This is a genomic window from Methyloversatilis sp. XJ19-13 (assembly GCF_024580155.1).
In the GTDB taxonomy this organism is placed as follows: Bacteria; Pseudomonadota; Gammaproteobacteria; order Burkholderiales; family Rhodocyclaceae; genus Methyloversatilis.
On record NZ_JANINH010000003.1, the window covers coordinates 14598 to 34531 of the forward strand.

At 67.7% G+C, this 19934-nt stretch carries 21 protein-coding genes; 7 read left to right on the forward strand and 14 right to left on the reverse strand.

Annotated features, from left to right (window positions below; translation table 11 throughout):
• Positions 1-14: 14 nt before the first annotated feature.
• Both NMQ14_RS04615 and NMQ14_RS04620 read right to left on the reverse strand, forming a co-directional pair.
• Positions 15-587, reverse strand: a complete 573-nt coding sequence (locus NMQ14_RS04615) for a GNAT family N-acetyltransferase (RefSeq protein WP_257093928.1) — start codon at positions 585-587, stop codon at positions 15-17.
• A gap of 49 nt (positions 588-636) precedes the next feature.
• Positions 637-1023 carry a hypothetical protein gene (locus NMQ14_RS04620; protein ID WP_257093930.1) on the reverse strand — a complete coding sequence of 129 codons (387 nt, stop codon included), beginning with the start codon at positions 1021-1023 and terminating at the stop codon, positions 637-639.
• A 96-nt stretch (positions 1024-1119) separates the two neighbouring features.
• Here NMQ14_RS04620 and NMQ14_RS04625 point away from each other — a divergent pair, with 96 nt between their 5' ends.
• Positions 1120-2211, forward strand: coding sequence for a 6-carboxytetrahydropterin synthase (locus NMQ14_RS04625; protein WP_257093932.1), 1092 nt, complete (start codon positions 1120-1122; stop codon positions 2209-2211).
• A gap of 48 nt (positions 2212-2259) precedes the next feature.
• Here NMQ14_RS04625 and NMQ14_RS04630 read toward each other — a convergent pair whose 3' ends face one another.
• From NMQ14_RS04630 to NMQ14_RS04655, 6 genes are all read right to left on the reverse strand, one after another.
• Positions 2260-2751 (reverse strand): hypothetical protein, encoded by a 492-nt coding sequence (locus NMQ14_RS04630; RefSeq protein WP_257093934.1) that lies wholly within the window; start codon positions 2749-2751, stop codon positions 2260-2262.
• Positions 2752-2878: 127 nt separating this feature from the next.
• Positions 2879-3337, reverse strand: a complete 459-nt coding sequence (locus NMQ14_RS04635) for a DoxX family protein (protein ID WP_257093936.1) — start codon at positions 3335-3337, stop codon at positions 2879-2881.
• Positions 3334-4134 carry a DNA-binding domain-containing protein gene (locus NMQ14_RS04640; RefSeq protein ID WP_257093938.1) on the reverse strand — a complete coding sequence of 267 codons (801 nt, stop codon included), beginning with the start codon at positions 4132-4134 and terminating at the stop codon, positions 3334-3336. The genes NMQ14_RS04635 and NMQ14_RS04640 overlap by 4 nt, the downstream gene beginning before the upstream one ends.
• Complete coding sequence (locus NMQ14_RS04645) at positions 4118-4972, reverse strand: DUF692 domain-containing protein (RefSeq protein WP_257093941.1); 855 nt, start codon at positions 4970-4972, stop codon at positions 4118-4120. The genes NMQ14_RS04640 and NMQ14_RS04645 overlap by 17 nt, the downstream gene beginning before the upstream one ends.
• Positions 4973-5020: 48 nt before the next feature.
• Entirely contained in the window at positions 5021-5287 is a 267-nt protein-coding gene (locus tag NMQ14_RS04650) for a DUF2282 domain-containing protein (RefSeq protein ID WP_257093943.1), read from the reverse strand.
• Positions 5288-5394: 107 nt separating this feature from the next.
• Complete coding sequence (locus NMQ14_RS04655; RefSeq protein WP_257093946.1) at positions 5395-6288, reverse strand: ROK family protein; 894 nt, start codon at positions 6286-6288, stop codon at positions 5395-5397.
• A gap of 56 nt (positions 6289-6344) precedes the next feature.
• Here NMQ14_RS04655 and NMQ14_RS04660 point away from each other — a divergent pair, with 56 nt between their 5' ends.
• From NMQ14_RS04660 to NMQ14_RS04670, 3 genes are read left to right on the forward strand one after another with little or no spacing between them, the layout of a single operon-like run.
• A complete protein-coding gene (locus NMQ14_RS04660) occupies positions 6345-6662 on the forward strand; it encodes a DUF1840 domain-containing protein (protein WP_257093948.1) in 318 nt (105 codons plus the stop codon).
• Positions 6663-6722: 60 nt separating this feature from the next.
• Positions 6723-7091, forward strand: a complete 369-nt coding sequence (locus NMQ14_RS04665; RefSeq protein WP_257093950.1) for an Hpt domain-containing protein — start codon at positions 6723-6725, stop codon at positions 7089-7091.
• Positions 7088-7288, forward strand: a complete 201-nt coding sequence (locus tag NMQ14_RS04670; RefSeq protein WP_257093952.1) for an oxidoreductase-like domain-containing protein — start codon at positions 7088-7090, stop codon at positions 7286-7288. Before NMQ14_RS04665 ends, NMQ14_RS04670 begins: the two co-directional genes overlap by 4 nt.
• 6 nt (positions 7289-7294) lie before the next feature.
• On the opposite strand, the gene NMQ14_RS04675 is transcribed toward NMQ14_RS04670, so the two are convergent.
• Both NMQ14_RS04675 and NMQ14_RS04680 read right to left on the reverse strand, forming a co-directional pair.
• Positions 7295-9295 carry a M1 family metallopeptidase gene (locus NMQ14_RS04675; RefSeq protein ID WP_257094488.1) on the reverse strand — a complete coding sequence of 667 codons (2001 nt, stop codon included), beginning with the start codon at positions 9293-9295 and terminating at the stop codon, positions 7295-7297.
• Complete coding sequence (locus NMQ14_RS04680) at positions 9295-10110, reverse strand: ChaN family lipoprotein (RefSeq protein ID WP_257093954.1); 816 nt, start codon at positions 10108-10110, stop codon at positions 9295-9297. The genes NMQ14_RS04675 and NMQ14_RS04680 overlap by 1 nt, the downstream gene beginning before the upstream one ends.
• Before the next feature lie 275 nt (positions 10111-10385).
• On the opposite strand from NMQ14_RS04680, the gene NMQ14_RS04685 reads away from it, so the two are divergent.
• The 3 genes from NMQ14_RS04685 to NMQ14_RS04695 are packed head-to-tail and all read left to right on the forward strand — an operon-like array spanning position 10386 to position 15282.
• Entirely contained in the window at positions 10386-13331 is a 2946-nt protein-coding gene (locus NMQ14_RS04685) for an ATP-binding protein (protein ID WP_257093956.1), read from the forward strand.
• Entirely contained in the window at positions 13328-13699 is a 372-nt protein-coding gene (locus NMQ14_RS04690; RefSeq protein WP_257093958.1) for a response regulator, read from the forward strand. The genes NMQ14_RS04685 and NMQ14_RS04690 overlap by 4 nt, the downstream gene beginning before the upstream one ends.
• The gene (locus NMQ14_RS04695) at positions 13699-15282 is read left to right on the forward strand and encodes an ATP-binding protein (RefSeq protein ID WP_257093960.1); all 1584 of its coding nucleotides are present in this window, start codon (positions 13699-13701) and stop codon (positions 15280-15282) included. Before NMQ14_RS04690 ends, NMQ14_RS04695 begins: the two co-directional genes overlap by 1 nt.
• A gap of 3 nt (positions 15283-15285) precedes the next feature.
• Here NMQ14_RS04695 and NMQ14_RS04700 read toward each other — a convergent pair whose 3' ends face one another.
• From NMQ14_RS04700 to NMQ14_RS04715, 4 genes are all read right to left on the reverse strand, one after another.
• Positions 15286-16185 carry a DMT family transporter gene (locus NMQ14_RS04700; RefSeq protein ID WP_257094490.1) on the reverse strand — a complete coding sequence of 300 codons (900 nt, stop codon included), beginning with the start codon at positions 16183-16185 and terminating at the stop codon, positions 15286-15288.
• Positions 16182-17708 (reverse strand): helicase HerA-like C-terminal domain-containing protein, encoded by a 1527-nt coding sequence (locus NMQ14_RS04705; RefSeq protein ID WP_257093962.1) that lies wholly within the window; start codon positions 17706-17708, stop codon positions 16182-16184. The genes NMQ14_RS04700 and NMQ14_RS04705 overlap by 4 nt, the downstream gene beginning before the upstream one ends.
• A gap of 179 nt (positions 17709-17887) precedes the next feature.
• The gene (locus NMQ14_RS04710; protein ID WP_257093964.1) at positions 17888-19516 is read right to left on the reverse strand and encodes a diguanylate cyclase domain-containing protein; all 1629 of its coding nucleotides are present in this window, start codon (positions 19514-19516) and stop codon (positions 17888-17890) included.
• Complete coding sequence (locus NMQ14_RS04715) at positions 19506-19919, reverse strand: hypothetical protein (protein WP_257093967.1); 414 nt, start codon at positions 19917-19919, stop codon at positions 19506-19508. The genes NMQ14_RS04710 and NMQ14_RS04715 overlap by 11 nt, the downstream gene beginning before the upstream one ends.
• Positions 19920-19934 lie beyond the last annotated feature (15 nt).

Consider the following 19934-nt stretch of genomic DNA (forward strand, 5'->3'; position numbering starts at 1 on the left):
GCGGTCCGGCTTTTCTACATGCCGAGCAAACGCGGCACGTCCGGCGCGTCGAGCAGCAGTACGTACTCCAGACCGTCGATCTCGTCGATGAACGATGCGATGCGCCGGAAACCGGCGCTGGCGAGCAGCGCGCACGATGCGAGATTGTCCGGGCTGACCGACGCGACGAAGCGCGGCACACCCTGCTCGACGTGAGCCCAGCGGATCAGCGCGACCAGCGTTTCACGCGCCAGGCCCTGCCGGCGGTGGCGCGGGTAGATCGTGTAGCCGACTTCGACCGCATCGGCGGCGTACGGCGCCAGATAATCGGGCGCCGGGCGGGAATGGAAGCCCGCGTGGCCGATCATTTCTCCGCTGTCGCGCAGTGCCAGCGCGCGCACCGACCAGGGCAGGCTGGCCGGGTCGGTCGTCACGTCCTGCAGTCGCAGGGCGGCCAGATCGGCTTCGCGCAGCCACGAGGTGGCCACGTTCAATCCGATCAGCGCGGACAGCTCGTCGATGTCGCGCCCGTCGGCGGACGCAGCGAGGAAATCGGCACCCATGGCGCGCAGCCGCAGCCGTGGCGTCAGGATGTCTGGGGGCGTCATGGTCATGCTGGCCGGCAACGGGTGGAACCCCGGGCCGGACGCGCCGGATTCAGCGTGCCGCCAGCGCGAAATACAGGCTGGCTGCCAGTGCCACGCTGAACACCACGGCGGCGGCCAGCATGACGCGCGAGCGCAGGCGCAGCACCTCGATCTCGCGTACCAGCTGCACATTCTGTTCGGCCAGCGAGCGGATCAGCTGCGACGAGGCAAGCGCCTCCTTCTGCAGTTCGGTCACCACCTGCTCGAGTGCGGCCAGCCGTACCTCGGCCGGCGCGCCGGCCGGTGCAGTCGCCGGTGCGTCCGCCGGCTCGCCCTTCGGCCGCTTCTTCGCGACGCGGTCCCACAACGCATTGGCGCCCTGCACCACGCTCGGTGCTGCCGCGATGACGTCGCCCCAGGGCACGGCCTTCACCGCGCCGAGCAGACTGATGGACATGAGGTGTGCTCCTGCTGCACGTCGATCGATACTGATAGTCCTGCGCACTCAGGCACACTGCGGCGCTGCCGAAACCGTGTGACCCGACCCCCGATCATGAAAGACATCCTGCTCCATGTTGCCGCCGCGGACTTCGAAGCCGCGCGCCACCTCGAACACCTGCCGACCACCCACCGCGCGCACGCGCTGCACGGCCACAGCTTCACCGGCAGCGTGCGCGCCGCGCTGCCCGAGGGCTGGGGCGGTGTGGCCGGCGGCGAGGTCGATGCGCTGGCGGCTCGCCTGCGCACGGAGCTCGCGCCGCTCGACTACCGGCTGCTGAACGACACCGTCACCCGGCCCGGCGACGAAAATCTTGCGCGCTGGCTGCGCGGACAGCTCGACCTGCCCGAAGTGCACGCCGTCGGCGTGCGCAGCACCCGCCACGCCGGCGTGCAGCTGGACGGGCACGGCGACGCCCACGTGTGGCGCCGCTACGTGTTCCAGTCGGCGCACCAGCTGCCGCGCGTCGCACCCGGCCACAAGTGCGGCCGCATGCATGGCCACGGCTTCGAAGTGCTGCTGCATGCGAAGCCGGCGCCCCATGCACCGGTCGATCACGATCTGCTCGACGTGCTGTGGGCGCCACTGCACGCACAGCTGCATCTGGCCTGCCTGAACGACATCGCCGGGCTCGACAACCCGACCAGCGAAAACATTGCCGCCTGGATATGGCAGCAGCTGAAACCCGCGCTGCCCGGCCTGTGCTGGGTCACCGTTTACGAAACCGCCAGCTGCGGTGCACAGTTCGACGGCCTGCAGCACCGCGTGTGGAAGGAATTCACGCTCGACAGTGCCGTGCAGCTCAAGCGCGCCCCCGACGGCGACCCGCGCCGGCGCATTCATGGCCACACCTTCACCCTGCGCCTTCATCTGGCTGCCTCGCTCGATCCGGTCATGGGCTGGACGGTCGATTTCGGCGACGTGAAGGCGCAGTTTGCACCGCTGTTCGACCGGCTCGACCACGCGCCGCTGCATGAACTGATGGATGCGGATGGCCGGGGCGCCGACACCGCCAGCCTGGCACGCGGCATCATGACGCTGGCGACGCCGCTGATCCCCTCGCTCGAACGGCTTGACCTGCATGAAACCCGCGGTTGCGGCGTCATCCTGCAGCGCGGCGGCAGCGAACCGACGCTGCCGGTGTGACGCACCGCTGCCGGTCGCACCGTCGGTCTGTCGTTGTCAGCCAGACACTCACCAGCGCCCCAGATCGATGCCGAAGGTCACCATGAAACCGGCCGTGCCGAGCAGCGCGACCTGGGCGTTGTAGCGGTCGTACTGGTAGCCCAGCGCCGGAATGACCGCAAACGCCACGCCCTTGCGGTTGAATGGAATCTTGTCTTCGTACTCGCCGGTATAGCCGAGCAGCGCGCCAGCGGTCACCTTCACGTACAGGTTCGGGCTGACCGCGTCGATCGGCCAGCTGCGGCCCGCGTAATAATACTGGCTGGCCTGTTCATATGAGTTGCGGAACCAGGCTGCACCGACGTTCCAGCGCGTCGGCGACTCGTATTCGAGACCAAACAGGGCCGGGGTGGTGTTGTGGTCCGGATCGCGGTCCCAGTGGTGGACATAAGGTCCGATCTGCAGGCCGATGCGGTATGACGGTGCGGTGGCATCGGCCGACGCGACGCCGCAGGCAAGGCAAGCCCCGCACAACAGGATGCAGCGGAAGGAAGATGTCAAAACGAGAACCCGGTAACGAATACCGGTCGGGCAACTCAAACCGCCGGGCGTTCCCCGGCGGCGCCAATGCTGTGTTGCGCCATGTTTCAGCGCGGACTCGCACCGCCCGCCCGGCTTCCGCGTCGAGTCAGTCTCGGCGCCGGCCCAGCAGCCGATCGGCCGACAGCGCGCCGGGCCCGAACGCGACCAGCCCCAGCAACCCGACGCCCCACCACAGGTGCGCCTCCACGGCCGCCGGGCATTCGAATTCCCACAGTGCGGGGTAGGACACGACCGCCATGATGTTCACGACGAACAGGCCCAGCGCGGCAAAGCGTCCGGCCAGACCGATGGCGAGCAGCGGCGGCAGCACGAGTTCGCCCGCCGTACCCATGAAGGCCGCGATGGCGGGCGGCAGCAGCGGCACCTTGTACTCTTCGGTGAACAGGAAAAGCGTGGTGTCCCAGTCCTCGATCTTGGTCAGACCGGCTTTCATGAACACCCAGGCGATATACAGGCGCAGGGCCAGCAGCAGCAGCGGCTGCACCTGATCGGCGAGGCGCGCGAGCGGCGCGCCGAGGTCGTATGCGCGGGTTACAGCGTTCATTGTTCGTTTCCCCTGGTTTCGATGTGGTGCAGCCAGCCGCATGCAATGGCCTGTTCGATGGCGGCTGCGAGGTTGAAATCCTGTTCGTGCGTGGTGGCGCCGGCCCAGGCGTCGCCGAAGCTGGCACCCACCAGCGCGATGGCGGCCCAGAATGCGTGGGTGCCGACGGACAGCGACGCCACCCGCACGCGCAGCCCGTCACGCCACACGACGGCGTACTGGGCCTGTTCAAGATCGATGTCGAAGGCGTCGCCCGACCCGGCGGCGGCGTCCGGCTGATGCTGCAGCCAGATGTCGGCAATCGGCCATGCACTGCCGAGCAGCGCGAAGCCGGGCGTCATGTGCAGGCGCGCCGTGGCCAGCGCATCGGGGTCGAGGCCGGCAAAGGCCTCGCCGCCAAGCGGCGCGGTATCGGCCGCCGTCGTCGCGACATGCACCAACCATTCGAGGCGGGCTACGTCGGGCAGGTAGGGCAGCGCGCGCACCGGCTCGAAGCCGTCGAGAAAGTCGGCGAAGTGGTCGCCGTAACGATTGAGGTCGCCGTCGGTCGATGGCGTCAGCGCCCAGTAGCGGCGCACCAGCGCGTCGAAGTAGTCGTCGCCGGTGATCTGCCGGCACACCGGGTAGGCCAGCGTCAGTGCGGCATTGGCGTTCGCTACCGCATTGCCGCGATAGACACCGAGCAGGCCGCGGTTGCGTTCGGCGTCGCCGGTGAGCAGCGGCAGCATGGCCGGTTCGCCCTGCGCGCTGCGCAAGGCACCCGCGAAGCACCGCTGGGCGTCAAGCAGCGCAGGCATGGCGGTCTCCATTCGACGTGCCGGCGTCGGCCGCGATGCGATCGGCCCGGGCCGCCTCGGCCAGCAGGATGTCGAGTTCCGGCAGATCGGTATCCCATTCGATCAGTGCCGGTGCGCCGACACCACGCCGGCGCACGGCGGTGAGCAGCGCCCACACGTCGTCGCACACCGCGCTGCCGTGGGTATCGATCAGGCCGTATTCGGTCACTGTGTGACCCGCCAGATGGATTTCGCCCACCGCGTGCATCGGCAGCTGTTCGAGCGCGTCCATCGGGTCGGTACCGAAGTTGCGGGCATTCACATACAGATTGTTCAGATCGAGCAGCAGACCGCACCCGGTCTGGCAGACCAGCTCGGCCAGAAATTGTGACTCGCTCATCTGCGCGTCGCGAAATTGAACGTAGGCCGACAGGTTTTCGATCATGACCGGGCGGCGCAGCCGGTTCTGCAGTGCATTCACGCGCGCCGCAACCAGCGTGAGCGCCTCGTAGGTGTAGGGGAAGGGCAGCAGATCGTTGAAGTGGACGCCATCGACCGCACCCCAGCACAGGTGCTCGGACACGAAATCCGGTTCGATGCGCTCGACCAGCTTCGCCAGCCGTTCGACATGGGCGTCATGGCGCGCGTCGACCGACGCGAGCGCCAGACCGACGCCGTGCAGACTGACCGGATAGCATTCGCGGGCGCGTTCCAGCGTGCGCAATGCGGCGCCACCGTCATGAAAGAAGTTTTCGCTGTGCACCTCGACAAAGCCGATGCGCGGTCGTTCTTCCAGTACGCGGGCGTAGTGCGGCTGGCGCAGACCGATGCCGGTCGGCGATACAGGATGCAGGATCATGGGAATCTCGGGACAGGGATGCAGCCGTCCGGCCGCATCCCCGGGGCATCAGCCCTTCTTCGGCGCTGCGGTCTTGCCGCCCATCTTTTCGCAGGTGCCCGACGCGACATACTTCCATTCGTTCGGATCATTGTCGGCCTTGGCCTGACCGGCGCAGCTGTGCGAGCCATTTGCCGAAGCGCAGTCATTCGCGCCCTTCTTGGCAACGCCGAAGCATTTCTCCTTGCCTTCTTCGGCAGCGAACACGGGCGTCGACACGACACCGAGGGCGAAGACGGATGCGAGTGCGGCGGACAGGGCAACGGACTTGTTCATGTGTGATCTCCTGAGGGTGGAATAGTCAAACCGGTCATGTGGTTTGCACGGCAGTAGACCCTGCTGCACGCCGAACCTTACCGCACCATGGAAAAAATCTGCTTGGGCTACCAGAGCCACGCGGCACCGCGCACGCCGGATGAATCGCCATGCACTGGCGGGCACAGACGGGTCGTGATCAGGTCGGAAAAGACATGCGGCATCCAGTGCTGCGGCACCCGCTCATACAGACCCGGCAGGGCGGACAGCCCGCCGCCGAGCACGATCACCTGCGGGTCGAGCAGGTTGATGACACCGGCCAGGGCGCGCGCCAGCCGGATTTCGTAGCGCGCCAGCGTGGCTGCGCATGCGGCATCACCGGCGGCGGCGCGCGTGACGATCTGCTCGGGTGCCAGCGGCTCGCCGGTCACCCGGCGGTGATCGGCGGCCAGTGCCGGACCGGACAGCCAGGTTTCGATGCAGCCGGTGCGACCGCAGTAGCACGGCGGCGGCGCACTGCCTTCGGTATCCGGCCCCGCGGGCATCGGATTGTGACCCCACTCTCCGGCCACGCCATTGGCGCCTTCCAGCACCCGGCCATCGACGACGATGCCGCCACCGACGCCGGTGCCCAGGATGACGCCGAACACCACCGGTGCCGCCCGCCCCGCGCCGTCCACCGCTTCGGACAGCGCGAAGCAATTGGCGTCATTGGCCATGCGCACTGCGCGCCCCAGCGCGGCTTCGACGTCCTGCTGCAAGGGCTGGCCGTTCAGACAGGTGGAATTGGCGTTGCGCATGCGTCCGGTCAGCGGTGAGCGCGAACCCGGGGTGCCGATGCCCACTGTGGCCGGCACGCCCAGCCGGTCTTCGGCGTCGCGCACCAGCCGGGTGATCAGGGCGACCGTCGCTGCATAGTCGCCGGACGGCGTCGGCTCGCGCCAGCGCAGGCACGCCGTACCGTTGCCGTCCAGCGCAATCAATTCGGTCTTTGTTCCACCCAGATCAATGCCGATGCGCATGCGGCCTCCCGCGCGATGCGACAATCAGGACTTCTTCATCCGACGGCGAAACGATCATGATCATCACCTTCAAATCCCGGGCCACTGCGGACACCATCATGTTCGGCGATGTCGCGAAGGACCTGCTGTCGTTGATGGGCAAGGCTTTCGAGCCACGCGGAATTATCACACTCGAACAGCTGCCCGACGCCATCGCGCGGCTGCGCGAGGCGGCCGAAAGCAGCCGCGCCGCTCAGCGCGGCCAGCCCGAACCGGACGACGTCGATCCCGCACGCGCACCGGTGCCGGTGTCGCTGGCGCAGCGCGCGGTACCGCTGATCGAACAGCTGGAACGGTCGCTGCGTGCCAACCAGCCGGTGATCTGGGAAAGCTGAGCGGCATTCAGCCGGCGCGCCCGCGGCCGATAACGAAGCACCCAAACGTCGGAAAAGTGCATGCCTCCCGATGCTGACATTGCTGCGAGCCAGGTCATTGACGCGGCACGACTTGACGACCTGCGCGCGCTGCTCGGCGACGCGCTGGACGACATCCTGCGTACCTGGCTCGACGACGCGCCGGCCGGCCTGGCAGCCGCGCGCCGGGCTGGACAGAATGGCGACCCGGATGCGTTGATGAATGCAATCCACAGCGTGAAGGGCTGCGCGGGAAACGTTGGCGCACTGGAGCTGTCCGACGGAGCAGGCACGCTGGAACGACGCTTGAAGCGTGCCGATCCGGCGCTCGACCTCGATGCCGAACTGACTCGACTTGACACCTGCTACGACCGCGCCGCCTGCCATATCCGCACACTGATCCGATCATGACCGACCTGACCATCGCCCGCCCTTCCATCCCGACCGACCCGGCTCCGGTGCCGCCCAGCATGCCGATGGATTCCGAATGCTGCGAATCCGCCTGTGAACGCTGCGTATGGACCGTGTATCAGGAGGACAAGCTGGAGTACGAGCGCAGTTACGCCGCGTGGCTGATCCGCCACCCGGAGCATGCTCCTCATATATAGACAGGCTCAGCGCACGCAGGTCTTCGTCCAGACCGTCGCCGCCGGCCACTGACCGCGTGTGGCGGCGCGGCCACCGGCCAGCGTGACCCAGCCCTGCTGGCCGTAGTGCGGCAGGGCGCGCGTCGCCTTTGCCAGCGCGTCGGCATCGCGCGCGGCGACCAGCGCCAGCGTGCCGCCGGCCGGAGCGCGCAGTGCCCAGGCGACGACCTCGCCGTCACGGTCGCGCGCCCGCAGCCTGTGCCGTGCCAGCCAGGTATCGATGCCTGCGAAACTGCCGATGACCATGCGCGACGCGCGGCCGGGTGGCTGCGCGGCGTCGATGTCGGTCGGTGCGCGATCCAGCCACTGTGCGGTCAGCGTGCGGGCTGCCGCCGCGAGACGCTCGTCGCCCGGAAGCACGGTCAGGCCGAGCGCGTCGTCCAGCGTGGCTTCGCGCAGCACCGGCGGCGCCTCGCCCGGCGCCAGGCGGCGGGCCAGACGGAAATCGGGGTCCAGTGCGAGCTCGGCGCAGCCCGCCGCGAGCGGCACGCTGACCTGTGTCTGCGCACCCTGCAGTGCCACCTGTTCGACCCGCGTCTCCCCTGAAATCCGCACATGCAGCGGCACCGCCAGTGGGTAGTGCGGTGCCGGCTGCTGCAGCGTGACGGTGAGACCGTCGGATCCGGCCACGGCGTTGGCGATCGAGGGCGCAGCCAGCCCGCTGCCGTCCACCCACAACGCGAAATGGCGGCCGAGATCGCGGCCGGAAGCGCGTTCGAACGCAGCGCGCAGATCCGGCCAGCCGGCGCGGCGGTGGCGGTGTGTCTGCCAGAAGTCGCGCAGCGCGTTGTCGAAAGCCGTGGCGCCCAGCGTGTCGCGCAGCATCAGGAACACCAGTGCTGCCTTGTGATATCCAATTGCTTGCGACGCGTCATGTGTGCGTCCGCCGAAGCGGGCCAGACTGCCCTGCGCCGCCGGCGACAGCGCCGACAGGCCGCGCAGCCAGTCGAGCCGCATGGCGCGCGCGCCGTCCTCGCCCTGACTGGCCTCGCGCAGCGCGTAGTCGGCCATGAACGTGGTCAGCCCTTCCGACCAGTTGCCGCCCGCCAGCGCCAGATAGACGCCATTGCCCCACCAGTTGTGCAGGATTTCGTGTGGCAGCGAGGTGTGGCGGATGAAGGGCAGACGCAGCACGTCGATGCCCAGATAGGTCAGGCCGGCCATGCCGAATCCGGTCGGCGTGGGTGACGACGCAATGGTGAAGCGGCTGTACGGGTAGGCGCCCAGGGTTTGTTCGATGCGCGCCAGGTGGCTGGCGGCAGCATCGAGGTACCCCTCGGCCTGATCGGCGATGTCCGGGTGAAACAATGTGGCCAGCGTCAGCGTGCGGCCATCGATCGAGCGCACATTGCGCTCGGCTTCGATCCACGGTCCGGCCATCAGGTCTGCCCCTTCGCTGTCCTGATCCATGTCGAAACGCACCGTGCGCCGGCCGTCGCGCACCGTGTCGACCTGGCGGTCGCCGGGTGCCAGCGCACGCTGCGCCGCCGGCAGGTCGACGGTCAGGCGGTAGCGGTGCAGCAGCGGGCCGGTGTCGTCGAAAGGCAGCGGATACCAGGCGCCACCGGCCGGCAGGAAACTGCCGGCTTCGCCGATCTGCGGCGCGAAAGCGGTCAGCGTATCGCGGTGCGTGGCGCCGGCATCCGGCGCATCGGCCCGGATGGCCCAGCGCAATTCAAGCTGGCGTGGCTGTTTTGCCGCTGCAATGCGGATGCGCTGCAGTCCGCCTTCGGTCGAGGCACGCAGCGCGCCGCCGTCGAGCTGCATGGACGTGACGCGATGGCGGGCATCGATGCGAAGGTCGATCGCCTCGTGCGCCGGCAGCGCAATCAGCGCGTGCCCGCCCAGGCTGCCCTGCGCCGGTTCCAGCCTGACGGTGAGGTCGAGTTGCGGCGCAGCGAACGCCGCCAGGCCGGGCAGCGCCGCGCACAGCGCCACGGCAAGCACATGCCAGCCCGGCATCCGCATCAAGGCTGAGCGCCCCGCGCCGGCGGCACGATGCCGAACACTGCATCGGCCACCCCGGCGACCAGATCGGCGCAGTCACCGTCGGCGTCCCACGGCAGCAGGCTGCCGACGTCGGGCACGCCAAGGTCGCGCAACTGGTGCTCCACACCATAGCCGTGGATGACGTGACCACTGCCCATCAGGCCGACCACCAGCGCGTCCGGCTGTTCGCGCACGGCGCCGGCCAGTGCCTCTGCCATGGCGCGGTCCCACAGCAGCTGACCATCGAGAAAGCGGCCGAAGGCGTCGTCCGGCATTGCCTTGCCGGCCGGCATGTGGTCGCTCCAGATCTGTCTGAGCCAGTCACGATAGGGCGCCTGCGCGCCGGCTGGCGTGCCGACCCCTTCGCGGCTCGCCGTTGGCACACCGGCCAGGCCCAGCCGCGACACCTCGCGCACCACCTTGCGGTCGATGTTGAGTGCGCGCAGCGGCACCGACGTGTCGCGCGCGAAGCGGAAGATGCCGGCATACAGCTCGGGCGGCATGCCCCAGACACGCTTCCAGTCGGTGCGCTCGAACAGCGCCGCTTCGCTCAGCTCACCGCGCACCCAGGCATCGAGCGCTGGTTGGGCGCTGCGTGGCAGCATTTCGAGACCGATCACCAGACGCGGACGCAGCGCATGCAGCGCGCGCAGCGTGTCGAGTTGCCAGTCATGGTGGGCCGCGCTGTCATGCGTTTCGCCCAGCAGCACGACCGACTGCCGGCTCATGCGGCGCATCAGCGCGGCACTTTCGGTCTCGCCCTGCCCCGGTTCCAGCCAGCTGCCGGGTGCCACGCAGGCGGCCGCCGGTACCGCAGGCGCCAGAAGGAGTCCTCCGCACAGGGCGGCCGTCCGCATCATTGATCGCATCGCAGGGTCACCAGGTGGGGTGGGCAGGGAATGGGAAAGCGTCAGGGTGGATCGTCAGGGCACATCCCTGGGCGCAGGCCACAGCCCACGCCGCGCAGGTGGACGCATCTGCCAGGCGTTCGTTCCGCACACTTGCCCGGGGCGGAACGGCTTTAACATGCAGATCAGTTTATCGCCGACACGTGATAGTGCCTCATTCCGTGAAGATCGCTCCACTGCTCGCCGCTGTGCCTGCCTATGCCGCTGCCGTGCTGGTCGATCCGCTGCTTGGCCTGTCGGACGGTCAGCCGCCGGTCATCCAGCTGGCGCTGGGGATCGCGTTCGCCATCGTGCTGTTGTTCGGCCTGCGCCACCTGCCCGCCATCATGCTGACCGATCTCGCGCTGGCGCTGCATGCCGGCGGAACGCCGCTGTCGGCGCTCGGCTCGGCGATCGTCATCGGCCTGCTGACCGGCGCCGGCACTCAGATGCTGCGCCATTTTCCGGTGCAGCCCTTTCCACGCATGCGCGCCGATCACTACATGTGGTTCCTCGCGATTGCGCTGTTGCTGTCGGTCATCCAAGGCGCCCGGCTGGCCTGGCATCCGGGCGCCCCGATGTACGTTTCGGACTGGACACTGCATGCGGCCGCCAGCTTCGCCGGTACGGTGCTGACGGTGCAGCTGGTGGCCGGCTGGCTGGACAGGCAGGACTGGCGGCGTGTAGCGGCCGATCTGCCGAAGGTGCTGCCGTGGACCGCGCTGACCCTGCTGACCACGGCAGCGATCTTCCTGCGCGTGCTGGATGGCCCGGAGCCGTTCATGTTCCTGCTGCCAGCCGTGCTGGTGCTGTCGGCCATCCGCCTCAAGGTGCGCTGGATGAGCCTGATGCTCGTGCTCATGCAAGGGCTCGCCTTCTGGGGCACGAGCCAGGGCACCGGCCCGTTCGGCAACGACACCCCGCTGCGCGCGCTGCTGCTGCTGCAGACCTTCATCATCACGCTGTCGATCGCGTCCTATGCCCTGTCGATCACGCTGAACGAACGTGCGACCGCATCGCGCCGGGCACGCACGCGCGAAGCGCAGCTGCTCGACCTGTTCGACGGCTCGATCCAGGGCATCCTGATCCACCGGCGCTTCCAGCCGCTGTTCGCGAACCGGCGGGCAGCCGAGCTGCTGGGCTTCCAGTCGGTGGCCGACCTGATGGCGCAAGGTTCGCTGGCCGACATGATCGTCGCCGACGACCTGCCGGTGGTCGACAGCGACAGCAACCGCCGCCAGCTTTCGTCCGGCCGCATCCTGCCGATGCAGGCCGGCGTGACGCGCGCCGACGGCGAGCGACGTACGCTGGACGCCTACATCCGGCAGGTCATGTGGCGGGGCGAGCCGGCCATCCAGGCCACCTTCATCGACGTGACCGACGATCTGCGCGCGCGGCGCGAACAACGCAGCCGGCTCGAGCGGCAGGACAAACAGCTGGCGGCGATCATGCGCCTGAGCACCGACGCCGCGTTGTCGGCAGGTGACGACGATGCGCTGGCCACGCTGACCGAAGTCGCCGCCGCGTCACTGTCGGTCAGTCGTGCCAGCGTGTGGCGGCTGGACGATGACACGCGGCAACTGGTCTGCCTCGATCTGTTCGACATCGACCAGCTGGCCATCACGCACGGCCACACGCAGGGCCAGGTGCTTGATGCCGCGGCATTCCCCGACTATTTCTCGGCGCTGCGCAGCGGCCGCACGATCACTGCCGGCGACGCCCGCGCGCACCCTGCCACCGCACAGCTCGCCGACAACTACCTCGACCGGGAAGGCCTCGCCGCCATGCTTGATGCGCCGGTGTTTCTCGACGGCCGGCTGGCCGGCGTGGTCTGCCTTGAACAGCGTGGCCGGACACGCGAGTGGGCGCATGACGAAGCCCGCTTCGCTGCCGAACTGGCCTCGCAGCTCGGGCGCTTCCTGGTGGCGCGCGAGAGGCGTCTCGCCCAGGAGGAGGAGGCGCGTCTGTCGGCAATCCTTGATGCGACCCCCGACTACGTGTCCACCGTCGACACCGATCTCAATGTGTCCTATCTCAATCTGGCGGCGCGCCGCATGCTCGGACTGCCACTGGACGAACTGCCGGAACGACTGCAGGCACGCGATTTCTATCCGGCCGACAGCTATCGCCACTACATCGATGTGCAGCTGCCGACCGTGCTGCGCGACGGCATCTGGATTGGCGAAACAGTGCTGCGCGCAGGCAACGGCACGCTGGTGCCGATGTCGGCGGTGCGCCTGGCGCATCTCGATGGCAGCGGCAAGGTGCAGTACATTTCCAGCGTGCTACGCGACATCGGTGACATCAAGCGCAACGAAATTGCGCTGCGCGTGGCCAACGAAACGCTGGAACAGCGCGTCACCGAACGTACCGCCGAACTCGCGCAGGCGAACGAGCAGCTGAAGGATCTCGACCGGCTCAAGTCGATGTTCATCGCCTCGATGTCGCATGAACTGCGCACACCGCTCAATTCCATCATCGGCTTCACTGGTGTCGTGCTCGCCGGCATGGCAGGCGAACTGTCCGCGCGCCAGCAGGATCAGTTGCAGCGGGTTTATGGCTCGGCAAAGCACCTGCTCGCCCTGATCACCGACGTGATCGACATTTCGAAGATCGAAGCCGGCTTCATCGACGTATTCGAGGAGCGTATCGAGGTGGCAGCGCTGGTCGATGAAGCGGTGCAGACCGTGCAACCGGCCGCGCGCGAGAAGAAGCTGGAAATCCGGGTGTCGGTGCCGCCCGGCATCATGGTCCAGGCAGACCGCCGCAGGCTGCTGCAATGCCTGCTGAATTTCATGAGCAACGCGGTAAAGTACACGATCGAAGGGAATATCACCGTGGAGGCGTGTGTGCGTGGTAGCTGGCTCGACATCACTGTTGAAGACACGGGCATCGGCATGGACGAAGCCGGCCTGAGCCGCTTGTTCCAGCCCTTCGAACGCATTGATTCCCACCTGCGCGTGAAAACCCCCGGCACCGGCCTCGGCCTCTATCTGACGCGCAAGATCGCCACCGAACTGCTGACCGGCTCGGTCGAGGTCAGCAGCACGCCGGGGCTCGGCAGCCGTTTCACGCTGCATGTGCCGCGCGAGGGCTCGGGTCGTGCCAGTGACAGGGTCAAGCCATGAAGACGGCGCTGGTGGTCGAAGACAACGAAAACAATCTCGAGCTGATCACGTTCATCCTGCATGCCGGTGGCTATGCCACGCGCTGCGCGATCACCGGACTGGATGGCGTGGTCGAGGCGCTGCGCGAACGTCCCGACTTCATCCTGCTCGACATCCAGCTGCCCGACATCGACGGCCTCGAAGTGGCGCGCCGCATCCGGGCTGGCGAAACCGGCGTACCGATACCGATGATCGCCATCACCTCCTTTGCCATGGCGGGCGACCGCGAACGCGTGCTGGCGGCCGGTTGCAACGGCTACATCGAAAAGCCGGTCGATCCGCTGCGCGTGATGGCGCAGATCGAAAACGTCCTGATGCAGGCCATCTGATGCACATCCTGATCGCCGAAGACGACGAAAACTCGCGCCTGATGCTGAGCGCAGCGCTGGAAGCGCGGGGCCACCAGGTGCAGGCCGCGACCGATGGACGGCAGGCACTCGAACTGGCTCTCGCCGGCACCCCCGACCTCATCGTGTCGGACATCCTGATGCCGGAGCTGGACGGTTATGGCCTGTGCCGCGCGGTGCGCGCCCACCCGCAACTGTCGGTCGTTCCGTTCGTGTTCTACACCGCCACCTTCACCGACCGGCGCGACGAGGAACTGGCCTATCAACTGGGTGCCGACCTGTTCCTGGTCAAGCCGTGCGAAATCGACAAGCTCATCCTGGAACTGGAATCTGCCGCGAGCCGCAATGCGATCCGGCCGGTACCGACCGACGCCGACGCGCTCTATGCCGAGCGCCTGCGCAACAAGCTGGACAAGAAGATCAGCGAACTGGAAGCGGAACGAACCCGGCTGCGCGACTTTGCTGAAGCGGCGGCCGACTGGTTCTGGGAAACCGACATCGATGGCGTCATCGTACATACCTCGGATGGCGCCTGGCCGCTGCGCGGGCTCACGCTGGACGGCCTGTTCGCGATGCGCCGGCCCGGCCTGCAGCGGCCGGACGATCCGGCGCAGCTGGCGCGTGAGGTGCGCAGCTTCCGCGACGTCGTGATCGACTGGCGGCAGCAGGACGGCAGCGTTCGCATCATGGCGCTGTCCGCCCGCCCGTGGCGCGATTCCACCGGGCACATCGCCGGCTACCGCGGCAGCGCGCGCGACGTCAGCCGGCAGGTGCGCGCCGAAGAGGAGCTGCGCGCGCTCAATCACGAACTTGACGAGCGGGTGCGCAGCCGCACCGCCAGCCTGAAGGCCGCGTTCGAGGAACTGGAAAGCTTCAGCTATTCGGTGTCGCACGACCTGCGTGGGCCGCTGCGTGCGATCCACGGTTTTGCCAGCGTGCTCGACACCGAACTGAACAGCCCCGGCGTGACCGGCCTGCCCGACAGTGCGCGCGATTCGCTGCAGCGCATCCTGCGCGCCGCGCTGCGTATGGAACACCTGGTCGATGACCTGCTTGAACTGGCGCGCGTCACGCGCCTGCCGTTGCAGCGCCAGCCGGTCGACCTGAGCGCGCTGGCACAGGACATCACCGACGTGCTGCGCAGCGCAGAACCGTCGCGTCAGTGCGACATCCGCATACAGCCCGGACTGCTGGTCGCCGGCGACGTCGGCCTGCTGCGCATCGTGCTCGACAATCTGCTGCGCAATGCATGGAAGTTCTCCGCCCCGACCGCGCATGCGCAGATCGAGATCGGCAGCGAAGGCAAGGGCCAGCAGGCCGTGATCTACGTGCGGGACAATGGCGTCGGCTTCGACATGGCACACGCCGACAAGCTGTTCCATCCGTTCAACCGGTTGCACCGCGACGGCGAGTTCGACGGCACCGGCATCGGTCTGGCGCTGGTCCAGCGCATCATCCGTCGTCACAACGGCCGCGTCTGGGCGCGTTCCGAACCCGGCGCCGGCGCCACCTTCTGCTTCACGCTGGGCGACACCGAAGCCAGCGTGCCGTCGCTCGCCGCCTGACGCTCAGCGGCGCCCGACCCACAGCACACCCGCCACGACCAGTACGGTGCCGGCCAGCTGCAGGCCGGACACCGGCTCGGCGAGCAACCACCAGGCGAGGAACACCGTGATGACCGGCCCGGTGCTTCCGACCAGCGCCGCGGTCTGCGCGCCCATGCGGCGGATCGCGGCCGACTGCAGGAACACCGGCAGCACGGTGGCGAACAGCGCCATCGCCGCCGCCAGCCACCAGACCGGTGCCGGTTGCGCCAGCGCGTCGAGCGGGCGTACCGCAGCGAAGTGCAGGCCGACGGCGACCGTGGATACCAAGGTTGCCAGCGCGGAAAAGCGCGTCGCGCCGAGCTTGCGGATCGGTGCCCCCGCCCCGGTCAGATAGATGGCGAAACTGAGTGCCGAACCGAACACCAGCAGACAGCCGAGCGCAATGGTCGCCGCTTCGCCGCTGACTTCGATGTCGTGCACCACGGCCAGTGCGATGCCGCCATAGCACAGCAGGCTGGCGACGATTTCGCGCGGCGTGATGCGCCGCCTCTGCGCCAGCCAGCCGATCAGCAGTGTCAGCGTCGGATAGGTGAACAGCACAAGCCGCTCCAGCCCGGCGGATATGCAGAGCAGGCCGTAGAAATCCAGCATGCTCGCACCGTAGTAGCCGAACAGGCCGAGTACCCCGACGGTCAGCCAGTCCCGGGGCGTCAGCGGCGCACCGCGTGCCGCTTCGCGCCACGCGACGACGATGAACACCGGCGCCGACAACAGCATGCGCAGTGCCACCAGCGTCACCGGGTCCACGCCATATGGATAGGCCAGCTTGGCCAGAATGGCCTTCAGCGAAAAGCCGGCCGACGCGATGACGGCCAGCCAGATGCCCAGCCGGGCGTCTGCGGCGGCAGTCGGTGCGGCTATTTTCGTCGCCCGCCGAGGATGGAGCCGAGCACGCCGCGCATGATTTCGCGGCCGACCGAACTGGCGATGGTGCGCGCGACCGTCTTCGCCGCCATCTGCGCAATGCCGTCACGCTGGCCGCCGCGCGGTCCGGTCGAGCCGAATACCAGATCATTCAGACCACCGAGCAGGCCGCCGTCGCCTGCGGCCGGCGTGCCGGCGGTAGGTGCCGACGCGGTGGATGACGGCGTCGCCGATGTGCCGGCGGCCACCGATGCAGTCAGTTTTTCGTATGCGGATTCGCGGTCCAGCGTCTGTTCGTAGCGACCGCGCATCGGTGAATGCTGGATGATGACAGCCCGTTCGGCCTCGGTCAGCGGGCCGAGACGTGACGCCGGCGGCAGCACGAAGGCGCGCTCGACCACCGAAGGCCGGCCCTTTTCGTCGAGGAAGGACACCAGCGCCTCGCCGGTGCCCAGTTCCATGATCGCCTGTTCGGCGTCGAACTTGGGATTGGCGCGCATGGTCTGCGCGGCCGTCTTGACCGCCTTCTGGTCGCGCGGCGTGAACGCGCGCAGCGCGTGCTGCACGCGGTTGCCGAGCTGGCCGAGCACGGTGTCCGGCACGTCGAGCGGGTTCTGCGTCACGAAATAAACACCGACGCCCTTGGAGCGGATCAGCCGCACCACCTGCTCGACCTTTTCGAGCAGCGCGGGCGGTGCGTCGTTGAACAGCAGGTGCGCCTCGTCGAAGAAGAACACGAGCTTCGGCTTGTCCATATCGCCGACTTCCGGCAACTGTTCGAACAGTTCGGCCAGCAGCCACAGCAGGAAGGTGGAATAGAGCTTGGGCGAGTTGTACAACTGGTCGGCGGCCAGCACATTGATGGTGCCGCGACCGTGCTCGTCGTGCGTCATCAGGTCGGCGATGTCGAGCATGGGTTCGCCGAAGAAGCGGTCGGCACCCTGTTCCTCCAGCGTCAGCAGGCCGCGCTGGATGGCGCCGATCGATGCCGTCGACACATTGCCGTACTGCGTCTTGAATTGCGCCGCGTTGTCGCCGACGTGCTGCACCAGCGCCCGCAGGTCCTTCATGTCGAGCAGCAGCAGGCCGTGATCGTCGGCCACCTTGAATACGATTGTCAGCACGCCGGTCTGGGTGTCGTTCAGGCCGAGCAGGCGCGCCAGCAGCAGCGGGCCCATGTCGCTGATGGTGGCGCGGATCGGGTGGCCGGACTGGCCGAACACGTCCCAGAAGCAGACCGGGCTCGGATAGGGCGTGAAATCGGTGATGCCGAGCAGGTCGAGCCGCTGCTGCAGCTTCGGGCTGACGCTGCCGGCCGCCCCCATGCCGGACAGGTCGCCCTTCACGTCGGCCATGAAAACCGGTGTACCTATATAGGAGAAGCGCTCGGCCAGCGACTGCAGCGTCACCGTCTTGCCGGTGCCGGTGGCGCCGGTGATCAGTCCATGACGATTCGCCATATTGGGCAGCAGGGCGAGCGAGAGATCGCCCGCGCGGGCGACGTAGAGCGGATCGGCCATGGCTTCAAGTCCTTCGGAAGGAATGTCGCGATGCTACCAGCGGACGCTGCCCGGCTGGCAAGCGCGACGTGGCTCCCGCCCAGCGCACCAGGCCGTGAAGTCGCCGCCGGGCCGCCCCAAGGCGACGTGCCCCCCTCGGGGGGCGGGGCGGGCATCGCCCGACCCAGGGGGCCGTCAACTCAACTCCCGGTCGCGAACCGGAACTGCGATTTGCCGGCGCGCTTGGCTTCGTACATCGCGTCGTCGGCGCGGCGCATCAGCTTGTCGGCCAAGTCAGCCGGCGCTGCCGTGTAGGCCACGCCGACGCTGGCACCGATGGTGGCCGACTGGCCGTCGCCGCAATCGACCGGACGCGCCAGCGTGCTGACAATCTTCGAAGCGATGAAGCGGGCGGTGTCGGCGCTTTCGAGCGCGCACAGTACAACGACGAATTCGTCGCCACCGATGCGGGCGACCAGATCGGTGCGCCGTACCACCGCCTCCAGATGGCGGGCGGCGGCAACCAGGACGCGGTCGCCGGCGTCATGCCCCATCGTGTCATTGACCTGCTTGAAACCGTCGAGATCGACCACCATCAGCGCCAGGCCCGAGTCAGGCCGGAGCGAGGCCAGCGCATCTCCGAGCCGGTGTTCGATGCCGCGCCGGTTCAGCAGTCCGGTCAGCGGGTCGCGCTCGGCCATGGCGATTGCGCTGGCTTCGGCCCGCTTCTGTTCGGTCACGTCATTGACGATGCCCTGCATCAGGTTGCCGGGCATCGGGTTGAGCACCAGATGCAGCCAGAGCGAACCCGCCGTGCCATGCGGCATTTCGAAATCCGCTGCGGCCGGACGCTGGTCGCTCAGTGTGCGAACCATCAATGCGTCGAGACGCGAAGTGTCGTCGCCCAGCAGCGCGCCCAGCGCATAGCGGCGGGCAGCGTCGCCGTGCGCCGGCAGGCCCAGCATGCGTGAAAACCACGGATTCCAGTCCTGCAACACGCCTTCGCCGTCGAGCGTGAAGATGCCGGTCTGCGCACTTTCGAACAGCAGCCTGAACTTGCGTTCCGATTCCTCGAGCTGTGCGCGCATGTCGCGTTCGGCCGCCAGCAAATCGCCGGTGCGGCTGATAAGGCTGTTGATGTCCTCGGTCAGCCGGCCGATCTCGTCGTTCCGGTGACCAGGCGGCAGCACGATCTGTTCGCCGCTGCCCACCTTGAGCAGGTGCAGGTCGTCGGACAGCTTCTTGACCGGTCGCGTCACAACATTGAGCACCACCCAGGCGACGGCCAGCACGACGACGACCAGCTGCACCAGCAGAATGATGGCGATGTAGCCCGAGTAGGCACCGGCGTCATGCTCGATCCGCTCGCCGGCAGGCCACAGTTGCAGATCGCCGACCCGCTCCGCCGGATCGAACGGGGAAGCAAGCGGCAGCGTGAGCACTGGCAGCGTCACCGTTCGGCTATCCACCGAGGCATCGCCGACGACTGCCAGTTCGTTCTCGCCTTCGCGGATGACCACCCGCGACACGGTGCCATTGCGCAGCAGACCGCGTGCGACCTCGTTGGCGAGCTGCTCGTCGCGCGCGAAGGCCGCGACACTTGCGGTGCGCTCCACCGTTTCCATCAGCTCGACCAGGCTCTGCTTCATGCGCTCGCGTTCTTCACGCGCCACCATCACCGTGCTGGCCAGCGCGACCAGAATGCCGACCAGTCCGGCAAAGAACAGGATGAGCAGGGTGGTGCGCCAGACGACGCTGGCGCCGAACTGGTGCGACGTTGCTGTGCCGGCACCGACGTCCGGAGCTCGCGTCAGCGGATCAGTCCTCAAGGCGCAGCACCGTCTTGACGCGTGAATCGACCAGGGCGCCATTGATGTAGCCGATGGCGTTGCGGTCTCGCGCGACCCGTTCGATCACCATGGCCGCGTCCTCGATCTGCAGTGGTGGCTGGGTGCGGCCGGAGAAACGCAGGCGTGCCCAGTAGGCATCGATCTCCGGAATGCCCCGCCGCACCAGCGACTGATAGAACGCCTGGCGCAGCGGCAGGGTGTCGATGACCAGGGCCGGCATGCCGGGCTGCAGGTGCTTGATGCGACCAAGGAACAGATGGCTCACCTTTTCACGGCTGATGCTGTCGATACCGCTGTCGGGATTGACGATCACCGCGATGCCATTGGCCGCGGCCGCAGCGCCGTACAGCGCGAGCCATAGAGCCACGAGCAGGCGGGACAAAAGAAGTGTAGCCGG